The sequence below is a fragment of the Colwellia sp. MT41 genome (genome assembly GCF_001444365.1).
In the GTDB taxonomy this organism is placed as follows: Bacteria; Pseudomonadota; Gammaproteobacteria; order Enterobacterales; family Alteromonadaceae; genus Colwellia; species Colwellia marinimaniae.
Window position 1 is genome coordinate 1533984 of record NZ_CP013145.1, and the last position, 14782, is coordinate 1548765.

Below are 14782 nucleotides of genomic sequence, written 5' to 3' on the forward strand. Positions count from 1 at the left end.
TTGTCAATGGTATTGTTAATCGTTATGTTAATAAAGCTTAGAATTAACCGCATTACTTTGTGCAAACCAGCTAGTGGCTTTATTACCATTACTTTCGATGAATTTTTGAAAGTCTGGGTATGCGTGTAAAATGTCGACCATTTCACTGGGGTGCTGCCACTCTTCTTGTGAGCCAGGGTTTATTGCCAATGCCCAGGGTAAACCCGTGCTGGTTTGATAGGTATTTTCGCCACTAACTTGAGTTCTGTCGTCGGCCAGGCCAAAAAGAGAGACATCAGCTTTAGAGCTTGGCATTTTATTTTTTAGATGAATTTCTAATGCTCTACCTGGATGGAAAAAGAGCTCGCCATGGTAGGTACTTTCTTGAGCAAATATAAAGGGGTTATAAGGTGCTTGAGGGAATTGTTCAAGGGCAATAGCAGTGATAAACGGCACCGTTACGCTAAAGGTCATCAGGGATGAGTTACTACAGTTACTCTCGGTCCGATAATATAAGCAGTCTTGGCTTAATTGAATGTGATTGCGTAAATCATCAGTAATGTTAATCACTAAATATTGAGTACCCTCTTCAATGGCGCTGCTCTCTTGTAACACACCATTGATTTCAAAACGAACTAAGCTGGTGTCGACATTGCTAGCGAGTATATTATCTAGTTGAATGGCAAAGCCATTATGATAAGAAGCACCTAGCGCTTTTACTTCCCCTTGAAATTCTATTTGTTTTACTGCGTAGGTGTCTGTTAATAATAATGATGAGTTCTGCAGGATAACTACGTCATTCATATCGTAATCACCTTGCTCTGGCCAGCTGTCCTCAAAAGCAAGGTAATAAGGGGTATCTTGAATTTGGCTATTGCCTGGATTAGTCACAAGTACGCGGTAGTCCTCTACTTCACCGTCACTGACACCGCCACTGGCAACTACAGCAGCTACTGTGGTAAATCGCGCTCGGGTCCAAGTAAAACCATTTAAGGCCGTTAAAGGAGTATTGACCAAAATCACTTCTGTGGTGTCAGCCATATATTTATCAGAGATGAGCTTTTCATCGGCGGTAAATTGACCGTCACGATCCCAATCAGCCCAAATATTAAGGTAGCCAGCCCCGGTGACTTGCACCTGAATCAAGCTATCACTGCCGGCCAATAAGGGCGTTAAGAAAATTATGCCATCATCTTCATCTGTTTTAGGGTAGACCTTGGCATTATGCTCAGTGGTTATACTAGTACCTAAGTAATTATCACTAACGCTATGTCTAGCACCATTACTAAACAAAGTCGTACCATAACTGTCTGGGGCATCACCGTAATCTGTGGTGGCGGCTACGGATTCATCAACAATAGGGGCAAGAGCACAGCGGGCGCCATCGTTTTGCGAGGCACTGGGGCCATAGGCGAAAAAGGTTGCTTGTGGATTTGAGTCAGCAACATCAATAATAAAGACATAGCCATCACTATTTCGACTGATATATAAGTAGCCATCAATATCAAAATAAACAGCACCAAATGTACCTTGCTCGCCGACATTAGCCAGCGCAGTCGCGACTCCGCTAGTGACATTAATTTGGTATAGTTGACCATCTCTATCAACGGTGTACAGCAGGTTATTAGTAGGATGAAAAGCAAAATCAAAAATGGTTAACGACAGGGCTTGGCCATCAATGACTTTAATTACTTGCATATAATCGTCTGATTGCACATCAAGCGACACCTTGTATAAACCATAACTGGCACCTTTTTTATAAAAATAATAACTATTTTCATTGAGTGCGATATCACCGACATAAAAGTTTACCCCAGGATTATAGAGTAAGGTAATGGGTGTCGCTTGGTAGTCGCTGCCAATACGCACTAAGGTGCCCCATTCGTAGCCCCAGCCGTAAAGGTAATTGTCGTGAAAGTTAAAACCAATGGCGTTTATTTTACCCGTGGTACCTAAATCATCGGATAGCAGTGAGTAATTGCCGGTCACTAGGTTTACCCCGTAAAGTTTCGCAACTTGCTGTTGCATTAAAAACGCTTTAGAAGGACAACTTTCAAAAGGAGCGGCGTTTAATGATAAGTGAAATATCATTAAACCCGCGAAAGATAAAATACGAATTTTTTTCAGATAGATCATGAAAAACTCCCTCAACCCTGTTTATGAACAATTAAGCAAGGAGCGATCCGTTTGTTTTTTTATTTTAAAATTTTAAGATATATCTTAGGGCAACCCCGGTCTTTAAAGGTTTAGTCAGCTAGCTTTTTTTGTTCTAAGCGCTCAGCCAGCGTTAAAATCACTAGTGTATTTAATTTATTGCAATAAAGGATTATTTTGCAAAATAGTTCTTTATTTGCCATGTACAAAATAATAATTAATCATAACTAATTGATTTGTTATTATTATATTTTTGGCATGTAGTTTGCTCTTTAAACCGTAAGGCTGTTGGTTATGGCGGCGTTAGTTATGAGAATAACCAGAGAGAACCTTGTCAACGCCGCCATCATAGAGTGTCAGCTCCATTGTTCGTTAGTGTTAACCAACAGCCTTACTTAATGCAAGTGAGCAAAGCCAGCTCTTTGTCTCGGCTTTATCATCGCTTGGCAAAGAGGCTATGAGCTTTGATATATTGGCAGAGTCATTATTTACCAGTTAAGCTTTTTTCTATAAATGGTTGAAGGGCTGACTTCTAATAAGGCCGCCGCTTTGGGGATATTGCCCTGGCAATGCAATACTGCCGCTTCGATAGCTTGTTTTTCAACTTGCCAAAGTGGTTGAATAGCGGTGTTTTGGCTTACTTGTGGCTTATCCGCACTATAGATGTTTTTTATATTTTCAATAGGAGAAGTTGGTTGAATGGCACTATAGCTCCTTACCGTCGTTGATAACGACTTAATGATCATTTCGGAGGTTATTTGCTCACCACTGTTGAGGATCACCATGCCATGAATTACATTTTCTAATTGACGTATATTTCCCGGCCAGTCATAAGAGCAGATAATTTGAATAGCATTACGAGAGAATTTTTTAAAATGCTTATATTCTACTTTGTTGTATTTTTTTAAAAAAAAGCTGGCGATATGGACCAGGTCACCGCCTCGTTCTCTTAAAGGAGGTAAAGCCATGGTAATAACGTTTAAGCGATAATATAAATCCTCTCTAAAATCGCCATTTATTACCGATTGTCCAATAGAGTTCGAGGAGGCAGATATAATTTGCGCATGAAATTTTATTACTTCATTTGTGCCTAGCGGGGAAAACTCCCGCTCTTGCACTACTCGTAACAATTTTGCTTGCAGCGGCTTTGATAAGGTGGTTATCTCATCTAAAAACAAGCTGCCTTGCTTAGCGGCAGAAAATAAACCTTCTTGATTGGAAATTGCGCCAGTAAAGGCACCTTTAGTATGACCAAAAAGTTGCGATTCCATTAAGTTTTCACTAAAATTTGCGCAGTTAACCGCAATAAATGGTTGATCTTTATGGTAACTTTCATAATGACAAGCTTTAGCAACTAACTCCTTACCCGTACCTGTTTCACCGGTAATAAAAATGGGCGCATTAGTACTTGAAGCATGTCTAATACTGTCAAATAGTTCATGCATGCTTTCATCTTCTGCAACCATGCCGTGAAAGTTAATTAAGCCAGTCACGGGTATATTTCCGTCATTAGTAGCAGACACACTAATATTTTTTTGTCTACTAAGGGCTTTATCGACGACAAACTTTAGTTCTTTATTTATCCAAGGTTTACAAATGTACTTTTCGACCACGCCAGAGCTAAAAGCAGCGGAGATAAGGTCAAAGTCTTGATAGGCAGATAAAATAATACGCTGGGAGTTAGGCCAGCGTTTTTTAATATGCTCTAATAGTTCGCAACCATTCATTTCCGGCATTTGTTGATCTGAAATAATGACATCAGGCTGATTTACTTGGCAATACTCTAGTGCGGCAAGTGGTGAGTTAAAGTCAATGATAGTAGCCTGAACACTGTGTAAAGCTCTTTTTAATGCTTGTAATATATTGATGTCATCATCAACAAGCAATAAAATTGGTAGCGGGGAAGTGTTATTGTCATTTTCCATAATAAATGCCCGATTAAAAAAGTTTATCTTTTAATCATAGAAGATATTTGCAATATCATAGGTGTTATTTGCAATTTGCATCTTTTTTTAAAATGCTTAAACTATAGTTATAATTTTAAGGCCATGATAAAGACGGTAGCGGTTTGAAAACCGTATTCACCAGCTAGGGACTAATAAATGGACAAACCTTCATTACTAATACTTGATGATGAAAAGGAAGTGCTTAACGCGTTAAACCGTGTGTTACGTAAACATTTTCAATTGTATTTGTTTTCAGATGCGAATGAAGCCATTGGCTTTTTCCAAGATAATCCTAATATTCCGCTCATACTTACCGATATGAGAATGCCGATTATGGACGGTGCGACATTCTTAGGGAAAATTATTGATATAAACCCTCACTGTAAGCGATTTTTACTCACCGGACATGCCGATATTAATTTAACGGTAACCGCCGTTAATGAAGGGAAAATATGTCATTATTTTTCAAAGCCATGGCATAATGAAGAATTGATCACTGAGCTAACAAGTGCTTATGAACTGTACTTAAATGAAAGAAAAACTAAGCAGTTATTAAAAATAAATTTGGCTAAAAATGCCGAACTGTCGCTTATTAATAGCTCTCTGGAATTAGAAACCAATAAAAGCAAAAAAAAATTACTGCTTGTTTCCACGCGAGAAGCCAATGGTTTTGTTCGGCTCAAAAAAACTTTTTCGACCTTTATTGATATTTATGCGGAAACCATTTGTTTACATACTCAAGATGTTACTCGCCATAATTTTCGTGTTGCCGCTCATGCTAGGTTAATCGCAGAAAGTCAATCTTGCGATAAACTCACCACGTTTCAAATTTATATTGCTGGCTTGTTGTATGAAACGGGAAAATTAGCACTCGAGCAAAGTTTGCTGAAAAAGCCTATTGATACTATGTCGCAACATGAAAAAAATCTCTACAGTGGCTTTTATCAAAAAAGTTATGACTTACTCAATAAGGTTGATGAGCTTTCGTTTGTTGCCGACATCATAAAACACATTCCGGAAAACTTTAATGGCAGCACTGCACCTGAACATTTAGCGGCTGACGAAATTCCGTTAGGCTCGCGTATTATTGCTATCGTTTCAATGTACGATAATTTAATCAATGGTCGTCAATCACCGGCTAAAATGACAACAGTACAGGCCAAACATCGTGTTAAAGAATTAGCGAAAACCATGTTTGACCCAAGGTTGCTTGACCATTACTTGACCCTTTTAGATGAACAGCCAAATTCAGCAGAAGGGCGAGTTGAGTATTTATTAAATAGTAGTGATTTACGTGTCGGCATGGTGTTAACCCAGGATATTGTTAATACCGATAAAAATCCTATGTTGACTAATGGCACAAAAATAGAGCAGTACCATATTGATAAACTACTTGCCATTGAAAAAGAGCAAGTAGAAAGTTTTTTGATTTATGCATATTAATATAGCCACTAACCTTGCTCAGAATAGCATGGTTTTCGGCTATATTTAGGGCGTTTCTACCTAGTTAATAGGCACCTTTGACTAAAAGCACAAAAATAGAGCAGTACCATATTGATAAACTACTTGCCATTGAAAAAGAGCAAGTAGAAAGTTTTTTGATTTATGCACATTAATATAGCCACTAACCTTGCTCAGAATAGCATGGTTTTCGGCTATATTTAGGGCGTTTCTACCTAGTTAATAGGCACCTTTGACTAAAAGCACAAAAATAGAGCAGTACCATATTGATAAACTACTTGCCATTGAAAAAGAGCAAGTAGAAAGTTTTTTGATTTATGCACATTAATATAGCCACTAACCTTGCTCAGAATAGCATGATTTGCGGCTATATTTAGGGCGTTTCTACCTAGTTAATAGGCACCTAGTACCACAGAATATCAGCAGGTGAATATTACCGCCCCTAGGCAATATACTCTTATCTAACGCTATTCTCCCTAGTAAACACTTGCTATAATGCGGCTATCTTGGTGCGCAAAATGCACTTTATATAGTAAATAGATGAGTAAGTTTGTCTGCTTGCTATTCGTTTTTTTCAGAGGTTTATTTTCATGTCGGATGCCGAAAACCGCCCAACAAACTTTATTCGTAATATCATTGATGCTGATTTGGCTAGCGGTAAACACACCAGTGTGCAAACACGCTTTCCACCAGAGCCAAATGGCTTTTTACATATTGGCCATGCAAAAGCTATTTGTTTGAGTTTTGGTATCGCCCAAGATTATAACGGAAAATGTAATTTGCGTTTTGATGATACCAACCCTGAAAAAGAAGATATTGATTATGTGCATGCCATTCAAAAAGATGTTCTGTGGTTAGGGTTTGAGTGGGCAGGTGAAGTTCGCTATTCCTCTAATTATTTTGAGCAGTTACATGGTTTTGCCATTGAGCTTATTGAAAAAGGCTTAGCGTATGTGTGTTTCTTAACTGCGGATGAAACCCGTGAATATCGCGGCACTTTAAATAAACCAGGTAAAAACAGTCCTTACCGTGAAACGTCTATCGCAGAGAATTTAGCTTTATTTGCCAAAATGAAAAATGGCGAAGTCAAAGAAGGCGAATGTGCACTACGTGCTAAAATTGATATGAGCTCAAGCTTTATCTGTTTACGTGACCCTATTATTTATCGAGTACGTTTTGCTCATCATCATCAAACGGGAGATAAGTGGTGCATTTATCCTATGTACGATTTCACTCATTGTTTGTCAGATGCCATAGAAGGCATTACCCATTCTATTTGTACCTTAGAGTTTCAAGATAACCGCCGTTTATACGATTGGGTTATTGAAAACGTCTCCGTACCGTCTACGCCACATCAATACGAATTTTCTCGCTTAAACCTTGAATATACTCTGATGAGTAAACGTAAGCTAAATACCTTGGTCGAAGAAAACTTGGTTGAAGGCTGGGATGATCCTCGTATGCCAACGATTGCAGGTTTTCGACGACGTGGTTATACCCCGGCTTCAATTCGTGAGTTTACTAAGCGAATTGGTGTGACTAAAATGGAAAACACCATTGAAATGAGTGTTTTAGAAGCTTGTATCCGTGAAGATTTAAATGATAATGCCTCACGTGCTATGGCTGTACTTGCTCCGATCAAACTGGTTATTGAAAACTACCCAGAGGATAAAAGCGAAGACTTAGTTGTTAAAAATCATCCCAGTGATGAAAGTCAGGGCACACGGATTGTCCCTTTTAGCAAAGAACTTTACATAGAAGCAGAAGACTTTAGAGAAGAAGCCAATAAGAAATATAAACGTTTGGTTATTGATAAAGCGGTACGTTTACGTGGCGCCTATGTAGTCACAGCGACACGCTGTGATAAAGATGAGCAAGGTAATGTTACTACCGTCTACTGTACTTACAATGAAGATACTTTAGGTAAAAACCCAACAGATGGTACTAAACCTAAAGGGGTAATTCACTGGGTTGATGCGGCTAAGTCTCTTGATGCTACGGTGCGTTTATACGATAGATTATTTACCGTGGCAAACCCAGCCGCAGAAGATGACTTTCATGCGGTAATTAACCCTGATTCTCTAATCGAGATTACCGGGGTAAAAGTTGAGCCTTCATTAGCGGATGCCAAAGCTGAAATTGCTGTTCAGTTTGAGCGTCAGGGGTATTTTTGTTTAGATAATGATATTAAAGAGCCAGGGGCGCTAATTTTTAATCGTACGGTTGGTCTGCGAGATACCTGGGCTAAAATCAGTAAATAGCCTGAACGTATTGCTAAAAGCATCAGCCAAAGTAGGGTAAAGCAATTGCGCGCATTGACTGTGTATTGAGTGTTATTGAGCTGAGTTCTTTTTACCTAAAGCCAGTAGTAAGTTATTTAAACTTACTACTGGCTTTTTTTTTGTTAAATCTGTTAACCTTATATAAATAATTATACTCCATTAATTAGGGCTTATTTAATGAATAACCAGTTAGCTGCATCAGTATTTTTAGGTGTTTTTTTGCTACTTGCCTTAGCCGGCTGTCAAGAGCCGCCCTCAGTAGCCGCAGATGCTAAAACAGCGCTAAATAGCCAAGATAGCCCGAATGCTAGCAAAGATGAGTTAAACTTACTGGCTCAAAAAGTCGCAAAAAAAAGTATAAGCGCTAGATCCTGGTCCCAAATCAAAGCCTCAGGTTACATTAATGCGGTAAAACTTGATTGGCAGTTAGAATCGGCATTACCTCGCGCAGGCTCGACCAGTGCCTATCATTCTATCTTATTGCAGCGTTTTGCCGATGAGCGCGGCTTAAAGATTAACTGGCTGCGAGTGAGTAACTTAGCCGCTATGTTTAGCAAACTAGCCACTTTTGACGTTGACATTATTCCTCGGCATTTAACCATAACCGCGACACGTTTAGAAAAATTTAGTTTTTCCTATCCCTTGTTACGTGATAGAGAAGTGGTGATCGCTAAAGCGGGTAACGATAGCTTTAATAGCAAAGACGATATTACTATTACTCTACCTATCGGCTCAGCTTATATCGACAGTGTCAGTAAACAGTTCCCCCATTGGCACATTAATATTGTTGAGGAGAAAGTCAGCTCACAAGAAATGGCTGACACTATTGTCGATGGAGCAATGAAATATACCCTGATTGATGTTTTTGCTTTAGAAACATTGCAGCAATATCGTGATGATATTCAAAGTGTCTTTATCCTACCGAAAGCAATCACTCTCGCTTGGGCGGTTAATTTAGATAATGATAGTTTTTTACATGAATTAAATGACTTTATCTCGGTTCATCATGTTATGCAGGTAGTTGAGCCAGAACGTGAAATTGACTTTGATCAGTTAAAAAAAGACAAGCTTACTTTACGGGTTATCACACGAAATAGTCCGGAAACCTATTTTTTATGGCGTGGTGAATTACTCGGTTTTGAATATGAATTGATGCGTAAATTTGCTGATATCAACAAGGTGAAATTGGTTATTGTTGTGGCCGATACTTATGACGAAATGCTGACATTATTAGCCGAGGGTAAAGGCGATATCATTGCTGCCGGTCTGTCTCGAACACAAGCACGAACAAAAAAAATAGCTCAAGCCGGCTTAGCCATTAGTATTCGTTATAACCGGGTAAAAGAACAATTAGTGGCTCATCAAGATAGTTTAGCTATCAATGAGCTAGCTGATCTTAATGGTCGCACTATCACCATAAGGAAAAGCAGTAGTTTTTGGACAACGGCGCAAAGATTAGCGCAAGACTTTGGCGCTAACATTGTTATCGCCAACGAAAATATCGCCACAGAGATATTAATCAGTCAGGTGGCCGATAAAGAAATTGATTTAACCATAGCCGATAGTAATTTAATCGCTATTGAGAGCAGCTTTCGAACAGAAATTATTACTCCGTTAACGTTTAAAGAAGATGTGCCTTATGCCTATTTGGTTAGGAAAAACAATCCGCAATTACTTGCCAATTTAAATGAGTTTGTTAGAAAATACTACCGCGGGACTTTTTACAATGTCGTCAAAAATAAGTATTTTCACAATAAAAAATCAAAAGAAAGTCATAAAAAACACCGTTTACTATCAGGTTCAAGCTTGTCGCCCTATGATGATATTGTCCGCTCTTATGTCAAACCCTATAACTTCGATTGGCGTCTGATTGTCTCGCAAATGTATCAAGAAAGCCGCTTTGATCCACTCGCCAGTAATGCCTCCGGTGCTTTTGGTTTAATGCAAATGTTACCTCGCACTGCCGCAGAGCTTGGTGTCGAGGATTTAAAAGACCCAGAGCAAGCCATAGCGTCCGGTGTGCAATATTTAAACTGGACCCGTGACCGATTTTCTAAGGACTTACCGGTACAAGAGCAAATATTTTTCTCCTTGGCATCCTATAATGCGGGTTATGGGCATGTAAAAGATGCGCAGCGCCTGGCAAGACAGCTCGGCTTAAGAAGTGATCGGTGGTTTAACAATGTTGAAAAAGCTATGTTACTCCTGCAGCGCCGCCAGTATTATCAAAAGGCCAGATTTGGCTACGTTAGAGGCCGAGAGCCAGTAAATTATGTGCGTGATATTCATCAACGCTATTTAAGTTATATTCGCATTACAGGTTAGCATCTTTACTGTATTAGGCATTACTTTTGAGCGTATTATTATTTATGAACGTCAGACTATTTACCTTTATCATACTATTTTTTTGCACAAATTCCTTCGTCAATGCTGACGAAATAGAGCCAGTGCATTATGCCTATGCTAATTATTTAGGCAGTGGTATCTATCGAACCACAGGGCAAAATGCTAGCTTGATCAGTATGCCGTTCTCCTATGAGCTTGGGCATAAGGGCAAGCTAAGTTATGGCTTACGCTTACCGGTTTCAATTGGTTTTTTTGACTTTGATTTTGCCGACTTACCTAACCTAGATTTACCCGATGAAGTCGGCACGATAACCTTTACTCCCGGCATAGCCTTTAACTATCAATACAGTAAGAACTTGCTGATAGAAAGCTATATTGATGTCGGCTATGGCCGCAACCTAACCACCAATAAAGGCGTTAATATTCATTCTTCAGGTGTTTCTGCGCTCTATCATTTTGAAATAAAAAAGTATGACTCTATTTGGGCCAATAGAATTTATATTGCTCGTTATGATGGTAATGGTTATGATGCCCAAGACTCTTATGCCGCGTTGCAAATAGGGTTAGACACAGGGTTGCCAGTGCAATATCAAATATTAGGTTATCAATTTCAGCCAAGAATTTTTGCCACGGCTTTTTGGTATTTTAGCGAAGTTGATTTTTTCATGCCGCGCACTCAGGCCCTTGATGAGGGTAAAAATATTAGCCTAACTAATAGTATAGAATTAGGTTTTACTTTGAAATTTGCCAAAACCCTCGGCTATTCTTGGGCGGGCATTGATAGACTCGGCTTGAGTTATCGTTATAGCAAAAACTTTAGCGCCGTGCGTTTGTTGTTTAGTTTTCCTATATAAAGTGGGGGCTTACAGCTTAGCTGCCAAGGTCATAAAAAATCCATTATCAATGAAGGAGTAATGGATTTTCCCAGACGTTAAGTATCGCTGTACGGCTCATGTTCTTAATTGAGCCGCATTAGCCAGAAAGACTCTTTTTAGTGAATAACTTTATCGGTTATACCCGGAGCGCTTTATCACCACGCGCCATACCGACACAACCTGAACGAGCTGTTTCAATAATTTCCGTCTCATTTTTAAGGGCATCAATAAAGGCATTGAGCTTGTCAGCATTACCGGTAAGTTGTACGGTATAAACCTGCTTGCCAAGGTCAATAATATTGCCACGAAAGATATCCGTTATGCGTTTTACTTCAGTGCGAGTTTTATCATTCATAGCACCAACTTTTACTAGCAGTAATTCACGTTCAATATGTTTTCTGTCGGTAATGTCAGTGATTTTAATGACATCAATAAGCTTATTAACTTGTTTAACAATTTGCTCTAATACCTTGTCATCGCCCTTAGTCGCAATGGTCATACGGGATAAACTATTATCATCAGTTGGGGCTACCGTTAAGCTTTCAATATTAAAAGCACGTTGAGAGAATAGCCCAACAATACGTGATAATGAGCCGGGTTCATTCTCCATCAAAATAGCTAAAATTCTACGCATTAAGATTTACTCCTTTATTCGCTGACTTTTGATTGAACAACAGGAAGTAGTTACAACTGTGGGGTAGTGAACAGACTTCATTTTCCACTAACATAAGAAACATAGCTAAAATTCTAGGCATTATGCTTTTACTCCTTTTTTAAGCCACATTTCATCAATAGCACCCGTGCGAATTTGCATAGGGTAAACATGCTCATTCTCATCAATCATGACATCGACAAAAACTAAGCGATTTTTAATACTAAAGGCTTGGCTTAGTTTTTCATCCAACTCATCTAAAGTATTGATTTGAATACCCACATGACCATAAGCCTCGGCAAGTTTAACAAAGTCAGGTAGAGATTCCATATAAGAAGAGGAGTGACGGCCGCCATAAACCATGTCTTGCCATTGGCGTACCATGCCAAGAGAGCGGTTATTTAAGGTGATAATAACCACGGATAAGTTATATTGTGAGCAGGTAGAAAGCTCTTGGATATTCATTTGAATCGAGCCATCACCGGTGATGCAAATAACATCTTTATCGGGGAAAGCGAGTTTTACCCCCATAGCCGCTGGCAAGCCAAACCCCATTGTGCCTAAACCACCTGAATTGATCCATTGTCGTGGTTTGGCAAAGGGATAGTATTGCGCAGCAAACATTTGATGTTGGCCAACATCAGAGCAAACATAAGCTTCCCCCTTGGTTATCTTATACATGGCTTCTATCACACGTTGTGGTTTTATTTTTTCACCGGCAATTTGCTCATAACTATTACTTTTGACCGCACGCCATAAGTTGATTTGTTGCCACCATTGGCTTAACGCACTTTCATCTGGGGTGAATTTAATTTCATTGAGTTCATCGAGCAGTTGCTGCATAACTATTTCCACTAAACCAACCACAGGGATATGGGCATTAATGGTTTTAGAAATAGACGTTGGGTCAATATCTACATGAATGATGGTTGCGTTGGGGCAGAATTTTTCAACATTGTTAGTCACTCTGTCATCAAAACGAGCACCTAGCGCTAAAATAACATCAGCATTTGCCATGGTTTTATTTGCTTCAAGACTGCCGTGCAGGCCCAGCATACCAACAAACTGTTTATGAGTACCTGATATACCACCCAGTCCCATTAAGGTGTTTGTTATAGGAGCCTTAAGTGTTTCTACCAGCTTAGTTAGTAATTCGGAGGCATTAGCTATGATAATGCCACCACCAGAATAGACCACCAATTTTTTTGCCTTAGCAATGGTTTGCGCCGCTTTTCTAATTTGCTTAGGATGGCCCTTAACATTTGGGTTATAAGAGCGCATTTTAATCTCAGTATTGATATTAAAAGGTGCCTTGTTTTGTGGGGTTAATATATCCTTAGGTAGCTCTATTACTACGGGACCAGGTCTACCTGTGCTTGCGATATAGAAGGCCTTAGCGATGGCATCAGGTATATCAGTTAGGCTTCGACAGTTAAAACTGTGTTTAATTATAGGGCGAGTACAACCAACGATATCCGTTTCTTGAAAAGCATCATTACCTATTAGCGACGTGGCAACTTGCCCAGCAAGAATAACCATGGGGATAGAGTCCATATAAGCCGTTGCTATGCCAGTAATACAGTTCGTTGCCCCGGGACCTGACGTTGCTAACACCACACCGACTTCTCCCGTTGCTCTAGTATAACCATCAGCCATATGAGTGGCCGCTTGTTCATGACGTACTAGAATATGTTCAATCTCATCTTGTTGAAATATAGCGTCATATATATCTAAAACGGAGCCGCCGGGGTAGCCAAAAATGTACTTAACTTTAAGTGCTGATAGTGATTTAACTACCATTTCAGCACCGGTAAAAAGTTCTGTTGTCATACCATCACCTTGTTTATTTTAATTTTGCTTATTGAAAATGAAGTTTATTGTTTAGGTTGAATAAATAAATGTTGAGCAAATAAAAAACCCCCGGTCTTATAAAGAGCGAGGGTTTGTTAATATGCTTACTTAATCGTTGTTGTTAAGCACCAGACATCCTCGCTAGCGATGAAAGCACCACTAGGACTATGAGGACGACATTGAGGACTATTTTTTTAATTATCATACTAATTTTAACAAAAACGTAAATATTTTAATGGCTACTATTGTTAAAGACTTTACTCGTTGGTGTCAATCAAAAATTACAAAACAACGAAAAAAGTATCTTTATTCTTTTGTTCTACCCCTTGACTGTAACTTTATATAACGTGCTGTTACGAGAAATCGTACTTTAAAACAATTTAAATCACTGTTTTACCTATATTAGTAATACGTTTTGATTTATATTAACGGTCAGGTTATCCCGCAGACCAATTGACTTAAAACACCGGTCTTACTACAAAATGGAACAGATATGACCCCACTTAAATTATTAATTATTGCCTGCTTAATTGCTTTTACCGCAGGTTGTGCCACACATTCAGCTAAAGTTGACTTTGACCGAAATACTGACATTGAAACCATGCACTATAAAACCTTTGCTTGGTTAACCAAAGGGAAAATTATGGCGCCAGCAGTTGATATCAACCCCGTGATGAAACAACGAGTTGATAACAGCATAGAGCAAGCTTTTATTGCTAAAGGTTATCAGTTAGTGGCTAATGCTGAAAATGCGGATTTTACTATTTCTTATACGGTTGGCAGTCGCGATAAAATTAAAGTAAATAGCTATCCAGCGACTTATAATACCGGCTTTGGCTGGGGTCGAGGTTACTATGGTGGTCGTGGCTATTACGGTAGTATGTCTATGGGCACTGAAACCAGTGTTAGACAATATACCGAAGGCAAGTTAGCGATTGATATCTATGATGTTAAAACTCACCAGCCAGTATGGCATGGTTGGGCGACCAAGCGTTTAACCTCAGATGATAAAGAAGCACCATCAGCAATGTTGAATGATATTGTTGTGAAAGTTGTGAGTCAGTTCAACTAAATAATAACGTTCTATATCGGGTATAAAAAAACGGCGCTAAGCCGTTTTTTTTTGTTTAAAATAAGTAATTTAAGCTAGGTAAGGTTACGCTAATAAAGGGACTTTTTTGTAATATTCCTAGTAATTTAGCTGTTCTGAATTACACTCATATTATGGTCTCCCTC

9 protein-coding genes are annotated in these 14782 nt (G+C 39.0%); 5 read left to right on the forward strand and 4 right to left on the reverse strand.

Features of this window, described 5'->3' with window-relative positions; all coding sequences use genetic code 11:
• Window positions 1-27: 27 nt before the first annotated feature.
• Together CMT41_RS06560 and CMT41_RS06565 are read right to left on the reverse strand one after the other, a co-directional pair.
• A complete protein-coding gene (locus CMT41_RS06560) occupies window positions 28-2115 on the reverse strand; it encodes an LruC domain-containing protein (protein WP_058026681.1) in 2088 nt (695 codons plus the stop codon).
• Window positions 2116-2621: 506 nt separating this feature from the next.
• A complete protein-coding gene (locus CMT41_RS06565) occupies window positions 2622-4058 on the reverse strand; it encodes a sigma-54-dependent transcriptional regulator (protein WP_058026682.1) in 1437 nt (478 codons plus the stop codon).
• 177 nt (window positions 4059-4235) lie between these two features.
• On the opposite strand from CMT41_RS06565, the gene CMT41_RS06570 reads away from it, so the two are divergent.
• From CMT41_RS06570 to CMT41_RS06585, 4 genes are all read left to right on the forward strand, one after another.
• Window positions 4236-5522 (forward strand): HD domain-containing phosphohydrolase, encoded by a 1287-nt coding sequence (locus CMT41_RS06570; RefSeq protein ID WP_058026684.1) that lies wholly within the window; start codon window positions 4236-4238, stop codon window positions 5520-5522.
• A 608-nt stretch (window positions 5523-6130) separates the two neighbouring features.
• Window positions 6131-7801, forward strand: a complete 1671-nt coding sequence (glnS, locus tag CMT41_RS06575; protein WP_058026686.1) for a glutamine--tRNA ligase — start codon at window positions 6131-6133, stop codon at window positions 7799-7801.
• Between the two features lie 198 nt (window positions 7802-7999).
• Window positions 8000-10147, forward strand: coding sequence for a transporter substrate-binding domain-containing protein (locus tag CMT41_RS06580; protein ID WP_058026687.1), 2148 nt, complete (start codon window positions 8000-8002; stop codon window positions 10145-10147).
• 26 nt (window positions 10148-10173) lie between these two features.
• Window positions 10174-11022: a hypothetical protein gene (locus CMT41_RS06585; protein ID WP_231732985.1), complete on the forward strand. Its 849-nt coding sequence runs from the start codon at window positions 10174-10176 to the stop codon at window positions 11020-11022.
• A gap of 157 nt (window positions 11023-11179) precedes the next feature.
• Here CMT41_RS06585 and ilvN read toward each other — a convergent pair whose 3' ends face one another.
• The gene (ilvN, locus tag CMT41_RS06590; protein WP_057180513.1) at window positions 11180-11677 is read right to left on the reverse strand and encodes an acetolactate synthase small subunit; all 498 of its coding nucleotides are present in this window, start codon (window positions 11675-11677) and stop codon (window positions 11180-11182) included.
• Window positions 11678-11797: 120 nt separating this feature from the next.
• A complete protein-coding gene (locus tag CMT41_RS06595; RefSeq protein ID WP_057180514.1) occupies window positions 11798-13525 on the reverse strand; it encodes an acetolactate synthase 3 large subunit in 1728 nt (575 codons plus the stop codon).
• A 514-nt stretch (window positions 13526-14039) separates the two neighbouring features.
• Here CMT41_RS06595 and CMT41_RS06600 point away from each other — a divergent pair.
• Complete coding sequence (locus CMT41_RS06600) at window positions 14040-14618, forward strand: DUF4136 domain-containing protein (protein WP_057180516.1); 579 nt, start codon at window positions 14040-14042, stop codon at window positions 14616-14618.
• Window positions 14619-14782: the final 164 nt, after the last annotated feature.

What these genes read in the sequence shown, in the direction of transcription:
- CMT41_RS06565 (WP_058026682.1), bottom strand. Translation starts at nt 4,058, where the DNA reads ATGGAAAATGACAATAACACTTCCCCGCTACCAATTTTATTGCTTGTT.
- glnS (WP_058026686.1), top strand. Translation starts at nt 6,131, where the DNA reads ATGTCGGATGCCGAAAACCGCCCAACAAACTTTATTCGTAATATCATT.
- CMT41_RS06570 (WP_058026684.1), top strand. Translation starts at nt 4,236, where the DNA reads ATGGACAAACCTTCATTACTAATACTTGATGATGAAAAGGAAGTGCTT.
- CMT41_RS06600 (WP_057180516.1), top strand. Translation starts at nt 14,040, where the DNA reads ATGACCCCACTTAAATTATTAATTATTGCCTGCTTAATTGCTTTTACC.
- CMT41_RS06580 (WP_058026687.1), top strand. Translation starts at nt 8,000, where the DNA reads ATGAATAACCAGTTAGCTGCATCAGTATTTTTAGGTGTTTTTTTGCTA.
- ilvN (WP_057180513.1), bottom strand. Translation starts at nt 11,677, where the DNA reads ATGCGTAGAATTTTAGCTATTTTGATGGAGAATGAACCCGGCTCATTA.
- CMT41_RS06560 (WP_058026681.1), bottom strand. Translation starts at nt 2,115, where the DNA reads ATGATCTATCTGAAAAAAATTCGTATTTTATCTTTCGCGGGTTTAATG.
- CMT41_RS06595 (WP_057180514.1), bottom strand. Translation starts at nt 13,525, where the DNA reads ATGACAACAGAACTTTTTACCGGTGCTGAAATGGTAGTTAAATCACTA.